The 18978-nt window shown below is 73.1% G+C and carries 15 protein-coding genes; 5 read left to right on the top strand and 10 right to left on the bottom strand.

Annotated features, from left to right (window positions below):
- Positions 1 to 2: 2 nt before the first annotated feature.
- Positions 3 to 2252, bottom strand: a complete 2250-nt coding sequence (locus ACFPP6_RS14200; protein WP_382041212.1) for a HAMP domain-containing protein — start codon at positions 2250 to 2252, stop codon at positions 3 to 5.
- A gap of 224 nt (positions 2253 to 2476) precedes the next feature.
- On the opposite strand from ACFPP6_RS14200, the gene ACFPP6_RS14195 reads away from it, so the two are divergent.
- Positions 2477 to 3550, top strand: a complete 1074-nt coding sequence (locus ACFPP6_RS14195) for a hypothetical protein (protein ID WP_382041210.1) — start codon at positions 2477 to 2479, stop codon at positions 3548 to 3550.
- Positions 3551 to 3829: 279 nt separating this feature from the next.
- Positions 3830 to 6715 carry an NACHT domain-containing protein gene (locus ACFPP6_RS14190; RefSeq protein WP_382041208.1) on the top strand — a complete coding sequence of 962 codons (2886 nt, stop codon included), beginning with the start codon at positions 3830 to 3832 and terminating at the stop codon, positions 6713 to 6715.
- Between the two features lie 112 nt (positions 6716 to 6827).
- Here ACFPP6_RS14190 and ACFPP6_RS14185 read toward each other — a convergent pair whose 3' ends face one another.
- The 3 genes from ACFPP6_RS14185 to ACFPP6_RS14175 all read right to left on the bottom strand — a co-directional run bounded on the left by ACFPP6_RS14185 (position 6828) and on the right by ACFPP6_RS14175 (position 8162).
- Positions 6828 to 7184 (bottom strand): hypothetical protein, encoded by a 357-nt coding sequence (locus ACFPP6_RS14185; RefSeq protein WP_382041205.1) that lies wholly within the window; start codon positions 7182 to 7184, stop codon positions 6828 to 6830.
- Between the two features lie 118 nt (positions 7185 to 7302).
- Complete coding sequence (locus tag ACFPP6_RS14180) at positions 7303 to 7908, bottom strand: mycothiol-dependent nitroreductase Rv2466c family protein (protein ID WP_382041203.1); 606 nt, start codon at positions 7906 to 7908, stop codon at positions 7303 to 7305.
- 71 nt (positions 7909 to 7979) lie between these two features.
- Positions 7980 to 8162: a hypothetical protein gene (locus tag ACFPP6_RS14175; RefSeq protein WP_058042325.1), complete on the bottom strand. Its 183-nt coding sequence runs from the start codon at positions 8160 to 8162 to the stop codon at positions 7980 to 7982.
- A gap of 133 nt (positions 8163 to 8295) precedes the next feature.
- Between ACFPP6_RS14175 and ACFPP6_RS14170 the strand changes: the two genes are divergently transcribed.
- Both ACFPP6_RS14170 and ACFPP6_RS14165 read left to right on the top strand, forming a co-directional pair.
- Positions 8296 to 9132: a DUF5753 domain-containing protein gene (locus ACFPP6_RS14170; RefSeq protein WP_382041200.1), complete on the top strand. Its 837-nt coding sequence runs from the start codon at positions 8296 to 8298 to the stop codon at positions 9130 to 9132.
- Positions 9116 to 9373: a DUF397 domain-containing protein gene (locus ACFPP6_RS14165; RefSeq protein ID WP_382041197.1), complete on the top strand. Its 258-nt coding sequence runs from the start codon at positions 9116 to 9118 to the stop codon at positions 9371 to 9373. The genes ACFPP6_RS14170 and ACFPP6_RS14165 overlap by 17 nt, the downstream gene beginning before the upstream one ends.
- 63 nt (positions 9374 to 9436) lie before the next feature.
- Here the strand turns inward: ACFPP6_RS14165 and ACFPP6_RS14160 are convergent, their stop codons facing one another.
- From ACFPP6_RS14160 to ACFPP6_RS14140, 5 genes are all read right to left on the bottom strand, one after another.
- Positions 9437 to 11566, bottom strand: coding sequence for a 3-hydroxyacyl-CoA dehydrogenase NAD-binding domain-containing protein (locus ACFPP6_RS14160; protein WP_382041194.1), 2130 nt, complete (start codon positions 11564 to 11566; stop codon positions 9437 to 9439).
- The gene (locus ACFPP6_RS14155) at positions 11563 to 12783 is read right to left on the bottom strand and encodes a thiolase family protein (protein WP_382041193.1); all 1221 of its coding nucleotides are present in this window, start codon (positions 12781 to 12783) and stop codon (positions 11563 to 11565) included. Before ACFPP6_RS14155 ends, ACFPP6_RS14160 begins: the two co-directional genes overlap by 4 nt.
- A 359-nt stretch (positions 12784 to 13142) precedes the next feature.
- Positions 13143 to 14420: an HRDC domain-containing protein gene (locus ACFPP6_RS14150; RefSeq protein WP_382041190.1), complete on the bottom strand. Its 1278-nt coding sequence runs from the start codon at positions 14418 to 14420 to the stop codon at positions 13143 to 13145.
- A gap of 215 nt (positions 14421 to 14635) precedes the next feature.
- Positions 14636 to 15298 (bottom strand): response regulator transcription factor, encoded by a 663-nt coding sequence (locus ACFPP6_RS14145; protein WP_030369345.1) that lies wholly within the window; start codon positions 15296 to 15298, stop codon positions 14636 to 14638.
- Between the two features lie 628 nt (positions 15299 to 15926).
- Positions 15927 to 16640: a DUF3000 domain-containing protein gene (locus ACFPP6_RS14140; protein ID WP_382041187.1), complete on the bottom strand. Its 714-nt coding sequence runs from the start codon at positions 16638 to 16640 to the stop codon at positions 15927 to 15929.
- Between the two features lie 91 nt (positions 16641 to 16731).
- On the opposite strand from ACFPP6_RS14140, the gene hemE reads away from it, so the two are divergent.
- Positions 16732 to 17817, top strand: a complete 1086-nt coding sequence (gene hemE / locus ACFPP6_RS14135) for a uroporphyrinogen decarboxylase (protein ID WP_382041184.1) — start codon at positions 16732 to 16734, stop codon at positions 17815 to 17817.
- A gap of 82 nt (positions 17818 to 17899) precedes the next feature.
- On the opposite strand, the gene ACFPP6_RS14130 is transcribed toward hemE, so the two are convergent.
- Positions 17900 to 18970, bottom strand: a complete 1071-nt coding sequence (locus ACFPP6_RS14130) for an alkene reductase (RefSeq protein WP_382041181.1) — start codon at positions 18968 to 18970, stop codon at positions 17900 to 17902.
- Positions 18971 to 18978: the final 8 nt, after the last annotated feature.

Genomic DNA, 18978 nt, shown 5'->3' with positions numbered 1-18978 from the left:
GGTCAGTTCCTTCCGGAGGGGCGCGCCGGCTGCCTCTGGGCCAGTTGCTGCCGGATCAGTTCGAGGTTGCGGACGACCGCGCCCGCCTCGTCGTGGTGCTGCGGGAACAGCACGGTCCTGCGGTCGCCGCCGGCCAGCGCCTCGGCCTGGCCGGCGAGCGTGCGCAGCGGGCGGATGACGAGGATGTGCAGCCAGCCCAGGCAGGCCACGGCGGCGGTGACGCCGAGCAGCCCGGCGAGCATGGTGTGCCGCTGCGCGGTGTACTCGGGCAGCTCCAGCCAGGACGCCGGCTGCTCGCTGACGACCTGCCAGCCGAGGTCGCGGACCGCTCCGCCGCCGGTGAAGGGCGCGGCGGCCGCGAGGGAGGAGCCGCCTGCGGTGCGGTGCAGCAGCGCGGTGCCGTTGGTGGCCTTGCGCGCCTTGACCGCGAGGGTGTCCAGGTGCCGGCCGGGAAGCTTCGAGAAGGCGCGGAAGCCGTGCTGCCGGTCGGCGGCGAGGATGCGGTGCTTGTCGTCCACCAGCCAGACCTGGCCGAGGCCGGGCCGGGTGACCATGGAGATCAGGAACTGCGGGTCGTACTCGCCGACGACGGTGCGGCCCTTGCCGCCGGGCACGGCCGCGTACGCGGCGACCGCCGGTTCCTTGCCCGAGGTGTTGAGCTGGGCGACGGAGTCCGCGTACGGCTTCCGGCCGCCCGGGTGGCGCGGGGCGGCCCCGGCGCGGGTGAGGACCTTGCCGTCGGCGTCGAGGACGTAGACGGAGCGGTAGCGGGGGTGCTCGCGCAGCGTCGTCTGCAGGACGGCCTTGTCTGCGGCGTCGTCCTTGCCGCCGCCCGCTCCGACGATCTGCGCGACGGAGGCGACGTCGGCCCAGCCCTCGTTGAGCGCCTTGCGGACGCGGTCGGCGGCGGTGTCGGTGCGCCGGCGCTGGTCCTCGACGAGCTGCTTGGGCACGGTCACGCCGCTGCCGGCGCGGTTGAGGAGCAGCAGGAGCGGCGCGGCCCAGGCGAGCAGGACGACGCCGCAGACGATGACGGTGGCGCGGGTGCCGAAGCCGCCGCGCGCCCGGCCGGTGCGGGTGGGCCGCCCGCCGAGCAGCTGGCCGCGCAGGCTCTCCAGGGCGGCGCCGATCCGGGCCGGCTCGCGGCCGCGGAACTTGCGCACCGGGCGGTCGAGCTCGCCGCGGCCGATCCTGCGGCTCTCCAGGTACAGCTGGATCAGCGGGCGCTGGACCGTGCGGACCAGGATCCAGGTGACGAGCACGGCGAGGACGAGCAGCACGGCGGCGGCCACCAGTCCGAAGGCCTGGGTGCGCACGGCCTTGGCGTCCTCGGTGACCTTGACGGACGTGAGGACCGACAGGCCGAGGCCGCCCGCGGGGCTGGTCTCACCGGGGGAGCGGCCCGCGGCCGCATAGCCCACGGCGGTGCGGTGCTTCTTGTCCGAGCCGCCCATGAGGTGGCCGCTGGCGCCCGGGTGGCCGCCGGGCTCGGGGGTCTTGCCGAAGGCCGCGGCGGCCGTCTTCGCGGCGCGCTTGGCCCACGCCGTGCGGGTGATCGAGGGGCCGTCCTTGGCGAGGACCGTGCCGGCGGAGTCGATCACGAGCAGGGAGCGGTTCTCGCCGGTGGAGATCCCCGGCACGTTGAGGGTGCCGGAGGCGACGAGCAGCCGCAGCTTGCCGCCGTCGCGCAGGGCGGCGGTGACGAGCATGCGGGTCTCGCCGGAGGGGAGCTTCACGAGCCGGGGCGCGAGATCGCCGTCCTTGCCGCCCTTGTTGTCCTTATCGCCCTTGTTCCCGTTTTCGGCAGTTTTGTTTGACCCGTCCTTGAGGACGTCGGCCAGAGGGATCGTTTCGCCGCGCGCGGCGAGGAGGCCTCCCCCGGCGGGGTCGATGACCGCGAGGCCGCGCCACTTGTTGTAGACCTTGCCGAGCTTGTCCAGGACGGTGTCGGCCGGTACGGCCTCGGGCCCGGCGAACAGCGCGGCGGCGCGCTGGAGATCGGTGACGCTCTCGTCCAGGGAGGCCCGCAGCGTGAGCGCGCCGTCCTCCGCCACCCGCTGCTGCGAGCTGAGCACGGCCTTGTCGACGGCGGCCCGGTCGTGGTCGCCCAGCACCAGTGCGGTCGCCCCCGCCACCAGCAGCAGCAGCGCCAGGAGCGCGGCGATCGGCGGGCGGGCGCCGCCGAGCAGGGGCATGTCGGCGCGCCGGCGTATCTTGCGCCGACGCGCGCCGCGCGGAGCGGTGGGCGGCATTCCTGGGTATTCCTTTCGGCCGCGGCACGGCATTGCTGCCCGGGACGGCGGAATACCTTGTTCTGCTTGCCGCTCATCAGGATGGGCTAAGGGGAACTGCAGAATCCTAAGTGGAAGCTAAAGTATTGACAAAATCTTGGCGGCATGTACCTCATGTGCGTGCGAATCGGGTGCAGTTGAAGTAGAGGCGGGAAAGCGTGCGGCTCCGGGGTACTTTTGCCGGCATGACGAGCCAGCCGGAGACCGCCCGCGGCGTGCGCGCGCGTACGGTGCGCGCCGCGCGTACGGCCCGTGCCGCCGGTACGGCCCGCGCCGCGCGGGCGCTGCTGCTCTGCGTGCTGCTCGGCGCGCCGGTCCTGGCCGGGGCGGCCGGCTGCGGAGGCCCGTCGGCCGCGGACGGGGACGGGGACGGCCGCAAGGACACGACCAGGTCCCGCAGGGCCGCGCCGCAGCCCACCGGCACCGTCGACCTCGCCCGGCGCATCACCGACTACACCGACGGCATCACCGCCGACGGCAGCTACCGCATCCCCACCGAGCGCGAGCGCCGCGCCGTCGCCGACGGCGTCCGCGCCCTCCTCGACGGGGACCGCACCGCGGCCGGGCACCGGCTGGGCGGCGTCGGCTACGCGGTGCGCACCCTCGTCGACAGCAGCGGCGGCACCCGGTACGCGGAGATCGCCGACGCCACGCGGGAGGGCGAGGTCCGGCGCGGCTGGGGCCGCGTCTACGTGGACCTGCGCGGCCCGGTCCGCTGGCAGGTCCAGGTCCCGCACCCCTCCGCCGACCAGCGCACCGAACAGCTCGGCATCGGGCTCCTGCGCGGCACCCCCGGCGGCGTGCTCGTCCTGGCCGGCGCCCACCGCGCGGCGGATTCCGGCGGCGGCCCCGACGCCGCGGACGTCGCCCACCGCCGCGACTCCGTCTTCGCCGCCGTCTCCGACGCCCTCGCCGACCGCCGCCTGCCCGCCGTCCAGGTCCACGGCTTCGCCGACAGCAGCCTCCCCGACCACGACGTCGTCGTCTCCCCGGGCAAGGGCGAGGAGGGCCTCCCCTCCGCGGTGCGTCTCGCCGCCGCCTACCGCGCCCAGGGCCTGCGCGTCTGCGAGGTCTGGGAGCGCTACTGCGGCCGCCTGGAGGGCCGCACGAACGTGGAGGGCGAGTACGCGGAGGAGGCGGGCGTGCCGTTCCTGCACGTGGAGCACAACCGGCTGATACGGGACGACGACGCGCTGGTCGCGAAGGCGGTGCGGGCGCTGGCGGAGGTGACCGGACGGTGGGGGACGGGGCGGGGCTGACGGGACGGGCCTGACGGCCCGCTCGGCGGCGGTTCGCGCGGACGGCGATCCGCGCTGACGGTGAGCCGCACTGCCCGCGATCCGCTCCGCCGGGCGGCCCCCGCGATCCGCTCCGCCGGGCGGCCCCGCGGTCGCTCTGCCGGGTGGCCTTCCCCTGTTTTCCGCCCCGGCCGCCGAGGGGAAGGGTTACCTGATTCCCGTGCCGGCCGGCGGCCGATCCGGGCCGTCGGTGCCGCCCACCCGGGGCGGGAGGGAACCGGATGCGAGGGTGGGAGCCTTATGGGGCTGGGGCCGGGGTCGGCGCTGCGCCGGACGCGCGTGCAACGGCGCATCGGGCTGGGGCTGGCCTGCACGGCCCTGGTCACGCTGGCCGTCGTGCTGTGGCGGGGCGACGTCGAGAGCCCCGGGACCGCGACGTGGATCTCCGTCGTCTCGGCCGTGGTCTCGGCGTGCGCCTTCGTCGCCGACCTCCTGAGCGGCCTCGGCGACGGCGACCCGCCGGACCCGGCCGACCGCCGGCGGCGCGCGGCCGACGCCCTCGCCGAAGCGGTGCGCAGCCAGTGGGCGGCGGAGGCGCAGCTGCGCCGGCTCCAGGACCCGGAACCGCTGAGCGTCCGCTGGTCCCGCGTCGGCCCGCCGCTCGCCGACCACCAGGGCAACATCCACCCCGGCCCGCTGCCCCCGCCGCGCGACGGCGACCAGCGGCTCGGCCGCGTCGTCGAGGCGTTCGCCGCGGTGCGGTCGCGCCGGATGGTGGTCCTGGGCGGCCCGGGGGCGGGGAAGAGCATCCTCGCAGTGCAGTTCGTCCTCGGGATGCTCGCCGCCCGGCAGCCGGGCGGCCCGGTGCCCGTCCTCTTCCCGCTGGCCGGGTGGAATCCGCGGGCCCTCACCCTGCGCGCGTGGCTGGCCGAGCGGCTGGCGGCGGAGTACCGGACGCTGGCCGCCCCGTCCGGCGACGGCACCCTGGCCGGGGAACTGCTGGACGCCGGACTCGTCCTGGCCGTCCTCGACGGCTTCGACGAGCTTCCCGCGCCCGCGCACGGCCAGGCGATGCGGCGGCTCAACGCGGACCTGGACGAACGGCTGCCCGTCCTGCTCACCTGCCGCACCACCGCCTGGACCCGCGCCGTGCGGGCCGGCGACGTCCTGACCGCCGCGGAAGTCGTCGAGCTGCGACGGCTCGACTTCGGCACGGCACGCACCTACCTGGAACGCACGGCGCGCCCGGACGGCCGGGGCTCGACCTCGTGGACGCCGGTGCTGCGGCCGGCGCCCCCGGGGCCGCTGGCCGAGGTGCTGGGCACGCCGCTGATGGTGGCCCTGGCCCGCACCGTCTACGGGGACACCTCCCGCGACCCGGCCGAACTCCTGGACGCGGCGCGCTTCCCCACGGCGGAGAGCATCGAGGAACACCTGCTGGACGCCTTCGTCCCGGCGGCCTTCGGCGACGCGCCCGGAAGCACCTGGCGGCCCGGCGCGGCCCACCGCTGGCTCCGCCGCCTCGCCCGCGACCTCGACGGCCACGACCGGCGGCGCGGCACGTGGCGGCTCGCGTGGTGGGAGCTGCCGGACGCGATGCCGAGGGCGCTGCGCCTGATCGGCCCCGCCCTGCTGGCCCTCCTCGCGACGGCCTCGCTGCTGGTGCCGCTGGCCTGGTACGGACGGGGAGTCGTCGGCAACTGGGACAGCCCGTTGTCGATGGTCCTCCACCTGACGGGCATCCTCCTGGGCCTGTGCTGCGGGTTCGCCTGCCTGCTGCCCGCCACGGCGGGCACCCCGCAAGGGCCGCGCCGGCTGGCCCGCATGGCGGTGACGCTGACCGCCGTCGCCGCGCCCCTCGCCGCGGTGGCCGGCCACCTGGCGCCGCCGCTCTTCGGCCTGCGGCTGGGGGACGCGATCACGCCCCGGCCCATCTGGTTCTTCAACGGGTGCGCCTTCGGGCTGATCCTGTCGATGCTCTTCGCCGTCGCCGGGCTGCCCCGGCGCCCGCCGCCGCTGGGCCTGCCGTGGGCCGGCAGCGCGAGCGGCCTCGGGGCCGTCCGCGCGCTGGCGATCGGCCTCGCCGCCGCCGGACCGGTCCTCCTGGCCCTCCGGCTCGTCGTACCGGCCCCGATCTGCTTTGTGGCGGGCCTGCTCCTGTGCCTGCCCGGACAGCGTCACGGGGAACGGGCCGCAACACCGTTCACGGGCCCCGTCGCCGTCCTCCGCGGCTTCGGAAGCGGCCTCCTGCGCGGATTCGTCGTCTGCTCGCTCATCGGCGTGTCCGCTTGCGCGGTCGTCGGAGGCATCGTGGGCGCGTTCGCGGCGTACGAGATCCGATCGGCTCCCTCACTCGCGGACGCCGGGCCGACCGACGGCTGGCGCGCCCGGGTGTCACCCGACGGCGTCCGCACCGTCGACTCCTCGAAGCCGTACGCGGGCGAGCTGCTGCCCCGCGGCGCGCACACCAAGCCGCTCGCCGTACCGAGCCAATCCGGCATCGCCTACAACGGGCGCACGCCCGAGGCATTCCACCAGCCGGTCCGCATCCGCATGGAGCGCGACGGGCCGGTGCTCATCACCGCGGGCCACCCCCCTGCCGACGCCTGGAACGTGGTGTCCGAACTGCCGCGCCCCGTACAGCTGTGGCTCGCGTACCGCAGCACGCCGGCCGTCATCGGTGACGTCGTGGTCCCGCTCGCCGAGTTCGGCGTCCTGATCGGTGCCATCGGAGGCTGCGCCTCGGGCGTCTACCGCGCCCTGAGCACCCCTTCCGACATCCTCCGGGCCGCAGGCCCGCAGAGCACCCTGCGCACCGACCGCGCCGCCACCGCGGCGCGCAGCGCCATCGCCGCCGTGCTCGCGGGCGGGGTCTGCCTGGCGCTCATCCCGGTGGTCGGCAGCGGCGGCGCGCTGGGCACCATGCACACCGAACTGTGGGTGCCCCTCGGCACGTCCGCGCTCGCGCTGAGCGCCTGGGGCCGCCTCGGTACGGCCCGGATCTGGCTGGCCGTCACCGGCCGTGCGCCCTGGCGGCTCATGACCTTCCTCGAAGAGGCCCACCGGCGCGGGGTGCTGCGCCAGTCGGGCGCCCACTACGAGTTCCGCCACCTGCGGCTCCAGCAGCGCCTCGCGGGGGCGGCCGAAGAGGATGAGCGCCGGGCGGCTCCGGCGCCGGTGCCGTGAAATGCGGCGGGCCGTGAATGCGGCGGTGCCGTAAACGCAGCGGTGCGCTGCGAGCGGAAGTCCCGCTCGCAGCGCACCGGGTGTCAAACCGTCAGCCGGAGGCTGCCGGTCGTCAGCGCCACTGCTTGATGCACGCGGTGGGGACCCAGCCCTCGTGCCCCGCGTAGCTCAGGAGCACCCAGCTGTTGTCCTTCTTCCCGCAGAGGTTGTAGGACTGGCCGCTCTGGCCGGTGCCGGTGGAGTCGCAGCCGCGGCCCGACCTGCCCTTGGGGAGCAGGCCGACGGCGGTGGCGTTCAGCTTGGTCGTCGTACGGATCTTCACGCTCTCCACTGCCGTGAGCGTGCCGTAGCTGCAGGACGAGGCGGCGGCGGCCCGTGCGTCGGCCGTGGCGACGCCGCCGGTCAGGGCGGTGGCCCCGGCCAGGGTGGCGGCGGTGATGGCCGTGGCGGCCAACTTCCTCATGTTCATGCGTCGTTCCCCGTCGTGGTCGATGACGTTCCCCGGTGCCCGGACGGGCGCACCGAGATGATCACCACGCTAGCTGGGCATGCGCATGACATGCAAAGCGGTTGCCCCGTCCTTCCCTTCAGCTGAAGTCCAGGCCGCCCGTACGGGTGCGCTTGAGCTCGAAGAAGTTCGGGTAACCGGCCAGCAGCCGCACACCGTCGAAGATCCGGGCGGCTTCCTCGCCCCGCGGGATCGCGGTCAGGACGGGCCCGAAGAAGGCGACCCCGTCGATGTGCATCGTGGGCGTGCCGACGTCCTCGCCGACCGGGTCCATGCCCTCGTGGTGGCTCGCACGCAGCGCCTCGTCGTACTCCGCCGTGCGGGCCGCGTCCGCGAGTGACTCCGGGAGTCCGGCGTCGGCCAGCGCCTTCCTGATCAGGTCGTCGGACGGCTCGCCGCCGCTGTTGTGAATCCGCGTGCCGAGAGCCGTGTACAGGTCGCGCAGCACCCCCTCCCCGTGCTCCTGCGCCGCGGCGGTGCACACCCGCACCGGGCCCCAGCCCACGTCGAGCAGTCTGCGGTAGCGCTCCGGCAGGTCGGCGCGGCCCTCGTTGAGCACGGACAGGCTCATGACGCGGAACCGCAGATCGAGGTCGCGGTGGCGCTCCACCTCCAGGATCCAGCGGGAGGTGATCCAGGCGAACGGGCAGATGGGGTCGAAGTAGAAGTCCACTTTGTGTGTCATGACCATGAGCCTACGAGGGGAGGTGGACCGACCGGCAGGTCCACTTCCCCGCGCAGATCGTGGGCCAATGCCTACTGCTTGCACCCCTGCTGGAGATGCTCCCTGCGCCGCCTCTCGACCTCCTCGACCGCGGCGGGCCCCTGCCGGAGGGCGACGGCACGCCTCATGATGAGGACCGCGCACGTCAGGCACGAGGTGTCCGTGCGGCTGCCCTCTTCTTCGTGCGGGTGGGCATTCGCACGCGCGTTCATCATGTCCGGCCTCCGTTGTGTCTTGCTCGTTGCCGGCGGGCAACTCACCTTCAGGTAACTAGGGTTGCCGGGCAGAGGCCTCGACCACCAGGACTTGATGTCCCCGGCGCACGCAGGGGAGATGGGAGGTAGGTGCATGCCCGCACGACCACGTCCACTGACGCCGGACCGGTCCGCCCGGCACCTGTTCGGCGCGAAGATGCGCGCGTACCGCGGCAGCATGAGCCTGGAGCGGCTCGCCGAGATCGTGAACTTCAGCAAGAGCCACTTGGCGCGGGTGGAGACGGCGGAGTCCATGCCGCCGCCGGAACTTCCGCCGTTGCTGGACGCCGCGTTCGACACGGACGGCATTTTCGCCGAGCTGTACCAGGTGGCACGGAGGGAAATCCACCCGGACCAGTTCCGGAGGCGGATGGAGATCGAGGCGAAGGCGCGCGTCATCGCTGAGTACACGGGTCAGCTGATGCCGGGCCTCGCGCAAACGGAGGAGTACTCCCGCGTCCTGTTCCGGACGCACAACCCGAGGGCGACAGAAGCTGAGATCGAGGACTTGGTGGTGGCGCGGTCGAGTCGGCAGACGCTGTTCCAGACCGACGATCCGCCGGACTTCTCCGTGATCGTCGACGAGGCGGTTCTCTGCCGTGGATTCGGCGGGCCCGCTGTCATGCGACCGCAGTTGGCCCGGCTGATCGATCTGAATCAGAGCCCCACGAGCGTGATGCAGGTTCTGCCGTTCTCCCACGGAGGACATGCACTGATGGGTGGATCGCTGGCGTTGTTCACCCTCGCCGACGGCACTCAAGTGGCCTGGGAGGAGGGCAGCGACAGCGGGACGCTGATGGAGGATAGCGACAGGGTCGCCAAGCGTCAGCGTGCCTACGATCTCCTCAGATCCTGCGCTTTGTCGCCGGCAGACTCGTCGGCATTCGTACGGTCCGTCATGGAGGCTTTACCCGATGAGCACCAACCCTGACATATCCGCCGCGGAATGGATCAAGTCCAGCTACAGCGGCAGCGGAGCAGGCAACTGTCTGGAATGGGCCCCCACAGCGTGGGCCAAATCCAGCTATAGCGGTGACGGCGGTGACAACTGCCTGGAATGGGCAAGGTCCGGACCTCCGGGCATCATCCCCATCCGCGACAGCAAAACCCCGGACGGCCCCGTCCTCACCTTTTCCCCAGCGGCCTGGGCCGCCTTTGTCAGCGCCGTCTGACGCAACGCAAACGAGGGCCGTACGGGGAAACCCCGTACGGCCCTCAGGCCTACTTACGTCCCGCTACGCGGGAACGGAAGCCACACCCACCGGCAGGAACCGCTTGCCGTTCGCCTTCTCGGAGATGCCGGACCGGTCCAGGTACGGCGTGATGCCGCCCAGGTGGAAGGGCCAGCCGGCGCCGGTGATCAGGCACAGGTCGATGTCCTGCGCCTCGGCGACGACGCCCTCGTCCAGCATGAGGCCGATCTCCTGGGCCACGGCCTCCAGGACGCGGGCCCGGACCTGCTCCTCGGTCAGGACGGAGTCGCCCTGCACCAGAAGGGCTGCGACCTCGGGGTCCAGCTCCGGCTTGCCGGAGTCGTAGACGTAGAAGCCGCGCTTGCCGGCCTTCACCACGGCGGCGAGGTTCGGGGAGACCTTGAAGCGGTCGGGGAACGCGCCGGCCAGCGTCTCGGAGACGTGGAGGCCGATCGCGGGGCCGACGAGCTCCAGGAGCACCAGCGGGGACATCGGCAGGCCGAGCGGCTCGACGGCCTTCTCCGCCACCGCGACCGGCGTGCCCTCGTCGATGACGTTCTGGATCTCGCCCATGAAGCGGGTGAGGATGCGGTTGACGACGAACGCCGGGGCGTCCTTCACCAGGACCGCGCTCTTCTTGAGCTTCTTGGCGACGGCGAAGGCCGTGGCCAGGGAGGCGTCGTCCGTCTTCTCGCCGCGGACGATCTCCAGCAGCGGGAGGATGGCGACCGGGTTGAAGAAGTGGAAGCCGACGACCCGCTCGGGGTGCTTGAGCTTCGACGCCATCTCGGTGACGGACAGCGAGGAGGTGTTCGTGGCGAGGATGGTGTGCGCGGGCACGACCGCCTCGACCTCGGCGAACACCTGCTGCTTGACGCCCATCTCCTCGAAGACGGCCTCGATGACGAAGTCCGCGTCGCCGAAGCCGGCGGCCTTGTCGAGGGAGCCGGTGACGGCGGCCTTGAGGCGGTTGGCCTTGTCGTTGCCGATGCGGCCCTTGGCGAGGAGCTTGTCGATCTCGCCGTGGACGTAGCCGACGCCCTTGTCGATGCGCTCCTGGTCGATGTCGGTGAGGACGACCTGGACCTCCAGGCGGCGCGCGAAGAGGAGCGCGAGCTGGGAGGCCATCAGGCCGGCGCCGACGACGCCCACCTTGGTGACGGGGCGGGCCAGCGAGCGGTCGGGGGCACCGGCCGGGCGCTTGGCGCGCTTCTGCACCAGGTTGAAGGAGTAGATGCCGCTGCGCAGCTCCTCGCCCATGATCAGGTCCGCGAGGGCCTGGTCCTCGGCGTCGAAGCCCTGGCGCAGGTCGCCGTTCTTCGCCGCGGAGATGATGTCCAGGGCGCGGTAGGCGGCCGGGGCGGCGCCGTGCACCTTGGAGTCGGCGATGAAGCGGCCGCGCTCGACGGCCTGGTCCCAGGCCTCGCCGCGGTCGATCTCGGCGCGGTCGACCTGGACGTCGCCCTTGAGGACGGAGGCCGTCCACACGAGGGACTGCTCCAGGAAGTCGGCGCCCTCGAAGAGGGCGTCGGCGATGCCGAGCTCGAAGACCTGCTTGCCCTTGAGCTGGCGGTTCTGGTTGAGCGAGTTCTCGATGATGACCGAGACCGCGCGGTCGGCGCCGATGAGGTTCGGCAGCAGGGTGCAGCCGCCCCAGCCGGGGACCAGGCCGAGGAAGACCTCGGGGAGGGAGAAGGCCGGGATGGCCTTCGAGACGGTGCGGTAGGTGCAGTGCAGACCGGCCTCGACGCCGCCGCCCATGGCCGCGCCGTTGTAGTACGCGAAGGTCGGCACGGCGAGGGACGACAGGCGCTTGAAGACGTCGTGGCCGCCCTTGCCGATGGCGAGCGCGTCCTCGTGGCGCTTGAGGAGCTCGACGCCCTTGAGGTCGGCGCCGACGGCGAAGATGAACGGCTTGCCGGTGAGGCCGACGCCGGTGATCGCGCCCTCGGCGGCCTCCTTCTCGACCTGGTCGATCGCGGCGTTGAGGTTCGCGAGCGACTGCGGGCCGAAGGTGGTCGGCTTGGTGTGGTCCAGGCCGTTGTCCAGCGTGATGAGCGCGAAGCGCCCGGCGCCGAAGGGAAGGTCGAAGTGGCGGACGTGCGCCTGGGTCACGACCTCGTCGGGGAACAGCTCCGCCGCGCCCTTGAGAAGTTCAGCGGTGGTGCTCACTTGTTGCCTCCGTCGAAGTGCGGGTTCTCCCAGATGACCGTGCCGCCCATGCCGAGGCCGACACACATCGAGGTGAGGCCGTAGCGGACGTGCGGCTGCTCCTCGAACTGGCGGGCCAGCTGGGTCATCAGGCGCACGCCGGACGAGGCCAGCGGGTGGCCGAAGGCGATGGCGCCGCCGTACTGGTTGACGCGCGGGTCGTCGTCCGCGATGCCGTAGTGGTCCAGGAGCGCGAGCACCTGCACGGCGTAGGCCTCGTTCAGCTCGAACAGGCCGATGTCGTCGATGGTCAGGCCCGCCTTGGCGAGGGCCTTCTCGGTGGCCGGGATCGGGCCGTAGCCCATGACCTCGGGCTCGACGCCTACGAAGGCGTACGAGACGAGGCGCATCCGGACCGGCAGGCCCAGCTCGCGCGCGACGTCCTCGGAGGCGATCAGCGAGGCGGTGGCGCCGTCGTTGAGGCCCGAGGCGTTGCCCGGGGTGACCCGGCCGTGCGGGCGGAACGGCGTCTTGAGGCCCGCCAGGCCCTCCATGGTGGTGCCCGGGCGCATCGGCTCGTCGGCCGTGACCAGGCCCCAGCCCAGCTCCCCGCCCTCGGGGGTGGTGCGGCGCACGGAGATCGGCACCAGGTCGGCCTGGATCTTGCCGTCGGCGTAGGCCTTGGCGGCCTTCTCCTGGCTGCGGACGGCGTAGGCGTCCGCGCGCTCCTTGGTCAGCTGCGGGTAGCGGTCGTGCAGGTTCTCCGCGGTCATGCCCATGACGAGGGCGGACTCGTCGACGAGCTTCTCGGAGAGGAAGCGCGGGTTGGGGTCGACGCCCTCGCCCATGGGGTGGCGGCCCATGTGCTCGACGCCGCCCGCGAGGGCGATGTCGTAGGCACCGAAGGCGACGCCGCCGGCGACGGTCGTCACGGCGGTCATGGCGCCGGCGCACATGCGGTCGATGGACATGCCGGGCACGGTCTGGGGCAGGCCCGCGAGCATGCCGGCCGTACGGCCCAGGGTCAGGCCCTGGTCGCCGATCTGCGTGGTCGCGGCGATGGCGACCTCGTCGATCTTGGCGGGGTCCAGGTTCGGGTTCCGGCGCAGCAGCTCACGGATGCACTTGATGACGAGGTCGTCGGCGCGGGTCTCGTGGTAGATGCCCTTCGGGCCCGCCTTGCCGAACGGGGTGCGGACGCCGTCGACGAAAACGACGTCCCTAGCGGTACGAGGCACTTGGCTCTCCTCCTGTGCGGGATCGCTGCGCGCGGGCATGCCGGGACGGCTCCGCCGCGGTGCGGGCTGACACCGGTCATGCTACTTGCGGGTAACCAAGCTGCACAGACCCCTCGGCGGGAGCGGCGAAGGTCACATTCCGTGTGTGGCGGCACGGAGGCGGCTGCGGCGCAAGGGAGAGGCCCCGGTCCCGCCCCCTCCCGTTTCCCGGGGCTGTGCCCGGCCCCCTTGGGGGCTGGGGGCCTGCCCCCAGGAAACGGTGAAAGGGGTGGGACCGGGGCCTTCTCCCCGCCGCAACGGGGCTCAGCCCACCGCGAGGTGCCCGGCGGTGCCGAACCGCCTCATCGCGGGCATTCCGTTCAGGCCACGGCCTCCGTGAGGGCCTTCACCAGGGCCGGGGTCACCTGTTCCACCTGCCACGGGCGCGCCCCGTGCGCGGAGAGGATCTCCGCCACCGCCTCCGGCGTGGGATGCGCGGGCGGCTCCCAGCACAGCCTCCGCACCGTGTCCGGAGTGATCAGGTTCTCCTGCGGCATGGTGAGGCGCTCGGCGAGCTCGGAGACGGCCGTGCGGGCCGCGGTGAGCCGGGCCGCGGCCTCCGGGTCCTTGTCCGCCCAGGCGCGCGGCGGCGGAGGGCCGGTCAGCGGCTGGCCGGGCTGCGGCAGTTCGGCGTCCGGGATCGCGCGGGCGCGGTCGATCGCCGCCTGCCACTGCTCCAGCTGCTTGCGGCTCATGCGGTGCCCGTAGCCGGGCAGCGCCGCCAGGGCGTGGGCGTTCGGCGGCATGTTGAGCGCGGCCTCGACGATCGCGGCGTCGCCCAGCACCTTGCCGGGGGAGACGTCGCGCCGCTGCGCCACGTGGTCACGGGCGGTCCACAGCTCGCGCACCACCGCCATCTGGCGGCGCCTGCGCACCTTGTGCATCCCGGACGTGCGGCGCCAGGGGTCCTTGCGCGGCGGGGCGGGCGGGGCGGAGGCGATGGCGTCGAACTCCTGCCGGGCCCACTCCAGCTTGCCCTGGCGGTCCAGCTCCTCCTCCAGCGCGTCGCGCAGGTCGACGAGGAGCTCCACGTCGAGGGCGGCGTAGCGCAGCCAGGGGTCGGGCAGGGGGCGGGTCGACCAGTCGACGGCGGAGTGCCCCTTCTCCAGGGCGTACCCCAGGACGTTCTCCACCATGGCTCCGAGACCCACCCGTGCGAACCCGGCGAGCCGTCCGGCCAGCTCGGTGTCGAACAGCCGCGTCGGCGTCATCCCTATCTCGCGCAGGCACGGCAGGTCCTGGGTGGCTGCGTGCAGCACCCACTCGGCGTCGGCGATGGCGTCGCCGAGCGCGGACAGGTCGGGGCAGCCGACCGGGTCGATGAGCGCGCTCCCGGCGCCTTCACGGCGCAGCTGGACGAGGTAGGCGCGCTGGCCGTAGCGGTATCCGGAGGCGCGCTCGGCGTCGACGGCGACGGGGCCGGTGCCGGCGGCGAACGCGGCGACGACCCGCTCCAGGGCATCGTTGTCAGCGACGACCGGCGGGATGCCCTCGCGTGGCTCCAGTAGGGGGATCGGCGCCGAAACGACGTCGTCCGGGGGAGCGCCCCCGGTGGTTCGCAGTGGTGTGTCTGCTGCGGTTTCTTGGGCGTCGGTCACCGGTCAAGGGTATCTGTGTATGGCAAGCGCCCGTCGACGGAACGTCCCGTCGACGGGCGCGGCGTGTGGGTCCGGCGGGTGGGAGGGGGTGTGTACGGGCGTGTGTACGGGCGTGCGCCCGTGGCTGCCCGCGGGGGTGCCGTCCGGGTGATCCTCCGGCTTCGGGGGAGCCGTGGTGGATCTTTGTGTCGGTGGATCCGGTGGATCCAGTGGAGTCAGTGGATGATGCCGGTGCGCAGCGCCACGGCGACCATGCCGGCCCGGTCCCCGGTGCCGAGCTTGCGGGCGATACGGGCGAGGTGGCTCTTCACGGTGAGTGCGGACAGCCCCATGGAGACGCCGATGGCCTTGTTGGACTGGCCCTCCGCGACCAGCCGCAGCACCTCGACCTCGCGGCCGGAGAGCTCGCGGTAGCCGCCGGGGTGGCCGGGGGCGCCGGGCGGGCGGCGGTGCAGCCGGGCAGCGGCCGCGGAACCGATGGGGGCGGCGCCGGGGCGGCCCGGGACGCCGAGGTTGGTGCGGGTGCCGGTGACGACGTAGCCCTTGACGCCGCCCGCGAGGGCGTTGCGCACGGCGCCGATGTCGTCGGCGGCGGACAGGGCCAGACCGTTGGGCCAGCCCGCGGCACGGGTCTCGGACAGGAGGGTGAGTCCGGAGCCGTCGGGGAGGTGGACGTCGGCCACGCAGATGTCGCGCGGGTTGCCGACGCGGGGGCGGGCCTCCGCGATGGACGACGCCTCGATCACATCTCGCACCCCCAGCGCCCACAGGTGCCGGGTGACGGTGGAGCGGACGCGGGGGTCGGCGACGACGACCATGGCCGTCGGTTTATTGGGGCGGTAGGCGAGGCTCGCAGGTTGCTCGAGGAGAACGGACACCAAGCCTCCAGGGGGGAGTGGCGGGGGGACGGGTGCCGGCTATTCGGGGTAAGCCGGGGCGATCCGTATGGGAAGGGTCACAAGCCTCTTCGGCACCGAAGCGTTCCGGCTTTAGGGAATGATCACGAATTGATGAGTAACAATTCGGGCAATTCGGATGCGATCGATCAACAACCGATCAAATTACCGATCGAAACATTGCCCGTGACCGGCAGAAACCGATCACGGGTACGGCATCCGGGTGACCGTTCCGCGGCTGGGGGCTCGGGGACGACGGGGTTCGCCCGTCGTCCCCGCGAACGCGGCGGGCCGGTGCAGAGGCCGGCCCTTCGATCCCGCCGCGCCGTCGCCGGCGGTGAAGGGCCCGGCCCTTCACATCCGCCGCCGCGGCGAGCAATCACAGCGGTCCTGTCCGGCGGTGCCGGGCCCGCCTGGGCTCGTACGGCACCGCCGGTCTTCGCCGTCGTGGCTGGTCGCCGTCGTGGCGGGTTCAAGGATGCGGGGCATCCTTGACCGGCCCGGTCAGTAGCGGTGAAGGGGGCTGCCCCTTCAAGACCGCCGCCGCGGCGCTCAGCCACAGCGGCGGTGTCCGGCGGTGCCGGGCGCAGCTGGGCCCGTACCGCCGCCGTCAGCGGCTTTGCGGGTCTCTTCGCTGGGGGAGGGTTACTACCCCGGCGTCCGTGCCGCCGCCCGGTGGGAGGCCCGCGATCTGGCACAGGAGGTCGCACCACGCGGCCAGGTGGGCCGCCGTGTCCGGGACTCCGGCGGCGCCCTCGGCCGCGTCCCCGTCCGCGGTCGCGCCCGCGCTGCCGCCGCGGACCGCCCGTACGGGCTTCCCCGCGGGGGGCACGGGCGACCACGAGGCCCGGATCTCGATGCGCGTCGACGGCTCGCGCTCCCGCAGGCCGCCGAAGTAGTGCGACCCCGCACGCGTCACCGTCCCGCTCGGCGCCTCGTAGGGCACGCGGCGCGCCTCCAGGGCGCCGGTCAGCCAGGACCAGCACACCTCGGGCAGCAGCGGGTCGGCCGCCATCTCCGGCTCCAGGTCCGCGTGGACGAGGGTCACCAGCCGGAAGGTGCCGCCCCAGGCCTCGTGGCCGGCCGGGTCGTGGAGCAGGATCAGCCGCCCGTCGGCCAGTTCCTGGTCGTCGACGACGACCGCGGCCTCCAGCGCGTACGAGTAGGGGGCGAGCCGCTGGGGCGGCGGGGTCGCGTCGAGTTCGATCTCCGGCCGCAGGCGCACCCCTTGCAGCCCGGCGACCGCTTGCCGGAAGACGGACGGGGAGTCCTCCCCATCCGCGTCGTCCGGACCGTCCGAGAGGTGTCCCTGCGCCGCAGCCATGCCCGGAAGACTAGGCGGAAGGGAGCGCGGTTCCGGGTAGGGACACCCACATGGGCGGGTCACTCGTTCGGCCCGTGCGAAGATTTGGGGCATGAGTGAGCGCAGGGATGCCGGCCAGCCCGCCGGCCAGCAGCAGACCGGCCGCACGGCGGCGTACGACTCGGCGTTCCTGCGGGCGTGCCGGCGCGAGCCGGTGCCGCACACGCCGGTGTGGTTCATGCGGCAGGCCGGGCGGTCCCTGCCGGAGTACCGCAAGGTGCGCGAGGGCATCCCGATGCTGGAGTCCTGCATGCGGCCCGAGCTGGTCACCGAGATCACCCTGCAGCCCGTGCGCCGGCACAACGTGGACGCCGCGATCTTCTTCAGCGACATCGTGGTGCCGCTGAAGGCCGTCGGCATCGACCTCGACATCAAGCCGGGCGTGGGCCCGGTCGTCGCCGAGCCGGTCCGCACGCGCGCCGACCTGGACCGGCTCCGCCCGCTGGACGCCTCCGACGTCTCCTACGTCACCGAGGCCGTGCGCATGCTGACGGCCGAGCTCGGCACGACCCCGCTCATCGGCTTCGCCGGTGCGCCGTTCACGCTCGCGAGCTACCTCATCGAGGGCGGCCCGTCGCGGACGTACGAGAACACCAAGGCCATGATGTACGGCGACCCGGAGCTGTGGGCCGACCTCGTCGACCGCCTCGCCGGCATCACGTCCGCCTTCCTCGACGTCCAGATCGCGGCCGGCGCCTCCGCCGTCCAGCTCTTCGACTCCTGGGCCGGCGCCCTCGCCCCGGCCGAGTACCGCAAGTACGTCATGCCGGCCTCGGCCAAGGTCTTCGACGCGGTCGCCCACCACGGCGTGCCCCGCATCCACTTCGGCGTGGGCACCGGCGAGCTCCTCGGCCTCATGGGCGAGGCCGGCGCGGACGTCGTCGGCGTCGACTGGCGCGTCCCGATGGACGAGGCCGCCCGCCGCATCGGCCCCGGCAAGGCCCTGCAGGGCAACCTCGACCCGGCCGTCCTCTTCGCCGGTCACGAGGCGGTGGAGCTGAAGGCCCGTGAGGTCCTGGACGCGGCGTCCGGCCTGGAGGGCCACGTCTTCAACCTGGGCCACGGCGTCCTGCCGAACACCGACCCGGAAGCGCTGACGCGGCTCGTGGAGTACGTGCACGAGCAGACGGCCCGCTAGCGGCAGCTGCGGCAGCGGGACCGGGCATACGAGAGCGGGCGGCCACTTCGGCCGCCCGCTTGGTCGTGTCCCTCGCTCCGGCTCAGCCGTTCAGCGCCGGGTAGTCGGTGTAGCCCTTGGCGCCCTCGCCGCCGTAGAACGTCGCGCGGTCCGCGGCGTTGAACGGGCCGCCGGCCTCGAGGCGGGCGGGCAGGTCGGGGTTGGAGATGAACAGCTGCCCGTAGCTGATGATGTCGGCGGTGCCGTCCTCGACGAGCGAGAGGGCGTCCGGCCCGGTCGGGCCGTCGGTGAAGGCGTTGAGGACCAGGACCCCGGAGAACCGCTTGCGCAGCTCCAGGGTGAGCTCGCGGATGTCGAGGCCCTCCATGATGTGCAGGTAGGCCAGGCCCAGCGGTTCGAGGGCGTCGACGAGCGCGGTGTAGGTGGCCGCGGCGTCGGGCTCCTCGATCGAGTGCAGCGGGTTCGCGGGGGAGATCCGCAGGGCGGTCCTGGCGGCCCCGATCTCGGCGACGACGGCCTTGACGGTCTCGACGGCGAAGCGGATGCGGTTCTCCACGCCGCCGCCCCACTCGTCGGTGCGCCGGTTGGAGCCGGGCGCGAGGAACTGGTGGATCAGGTAGCCGTTGGCGCCGTGCAGCTCCACGCCGTCGAAGCCGGCCTCGATCGCGTTGCGCGCGGCGGTGGCGTAGTCGGCGATGGTGGCGCGGACCTCCTCGCCGGTCAGCTCGCGGGGCGTGACGAAGTCCTTCATGCCCTCGGGGGTGAAGGTGCTGCCCTGGGCGGCGACCGCGGAGGGGCCCACCGGCGTCAGGCCCCCGGGCAGCAGCACCGGGTGCCCGATGCGGCCGGTGTGCATGAGCTGCGCGAAGATCCGGCCGCCCTCGGCGTGCACGGCATCGGTGACCTTGCGCCAGGCGGCGACCTGCTCGGCGCTGTGCAGTCCGGGGGTCCAGGGGTAGCCCTGGCCGACGACGGAGGGCTGGACGCCCTCCGTGATGATCAGGCCGGCGGAGGCGCGCTGCGCGTAGTACTCGGCGGTCAGATCGGTGGCCGTGCCGCCCTGACCGGCGCGGCTGCGGGTCATCGGCGCCATCGCTATGCGGTTGGCGAGGCGGAGGCCGGCGAGGTCGATCGGGTCGAAAGCGGTGGTCATGGCTGTCC

Source organism: Streptomyces aureoversilis, from assembly GCF_042657885.1.
In the GTDB taxonomy this organism is placed as follows: Bacteria; Actinomycetota; Actinomycetes; order Streptomycetales; family Streptomycetaceae; genus Streptomyces; species Streptomyces aureoversilis.
This window is presented reverse-complemented; position numbering and strand designations above follow the sequence as displayed.

Bases quoted from the DNA above. Each gene is read 5' to 3' on its own strand.
- ACFPP6_RS14200 (WP_382041212.1), bottom strand. From the start codon at position 2,252: ATGCCGCCCACCGCTCCGCGCGGCGCGCGTCGGCGCAAGATACGCCGG.
- ACFPP6_RS14195 (WP_382041210.1), top strand. From the start codon at position 2,477: ATGACGAGCCAGCCGGAGACCGCCCGCGGCGTGCGCGCGCGTACGGTG.
- ACFPP6_RS14190 (WP_382041208.1), top strand. From the start codon at position 3,830: ATGGGGCTGGGGCCGGGGTCGGCGCTGCGCCGGACGCGCGTGCAACGG.
- ACFPP6_RS14185 (WP_382041205.1), bottom strand. From the start codon at position 7,184: ATGAACATGAGGAAGTTGGCCGCCACGGCCATCACCGCCGCCACCCTG.
- ACFPP6_RS14180 (WP_382041203.1), bottom strand. From the start codon at position 7,908: ATGACACACAAAGTGGACTTCTACTTCGACCCCATCTGCCCGTTCGCC.
- ACFPP6_RS14175 (WP_058042325.1), bottom strand. From the start codon at position 8,162: ATGATGAACGCGCGTGCGAATGCCCACCCGCACGAAGAAGAGGGCAGC.
- ACFPP6_RS14170 (WP_382041200.1), top strand. From the start codon at position 8,296: ATGCCCGCACGACCACGTCCACTGACGCCGGACCGGTCCGCCCGGCAC.
- ACFPP6_RS14165 (WP_382041197.1), top strand. From the start codon at position 9,116: ATGAGCACCAACCCTGACATATCCGCCGCGGAATGGATCAAGTCCAGC.
- ACFPP6_RS14140 (WP_382041187.1), bottom strand. From the start codon at position 16,640: ATGGCTGCGGCGCAGGGACACCTCTCGGACGGTCCGGACGACGCGGAT.
- hemE (WP_382041184.1), top strand. From the start codon at position 16,732: ATGAGTGAGCGCAGGGATGCCGGCCAGCCCGCCGGCCAGCAGCAGACC.
- ACFPP6_RS14130 (WP_382041181.1), bottom strand. From the start codon at position 18,970: ATGACCACCGCTTTCGACCCGATCGACCTCGCCGGCCTCCGCCTCGCC.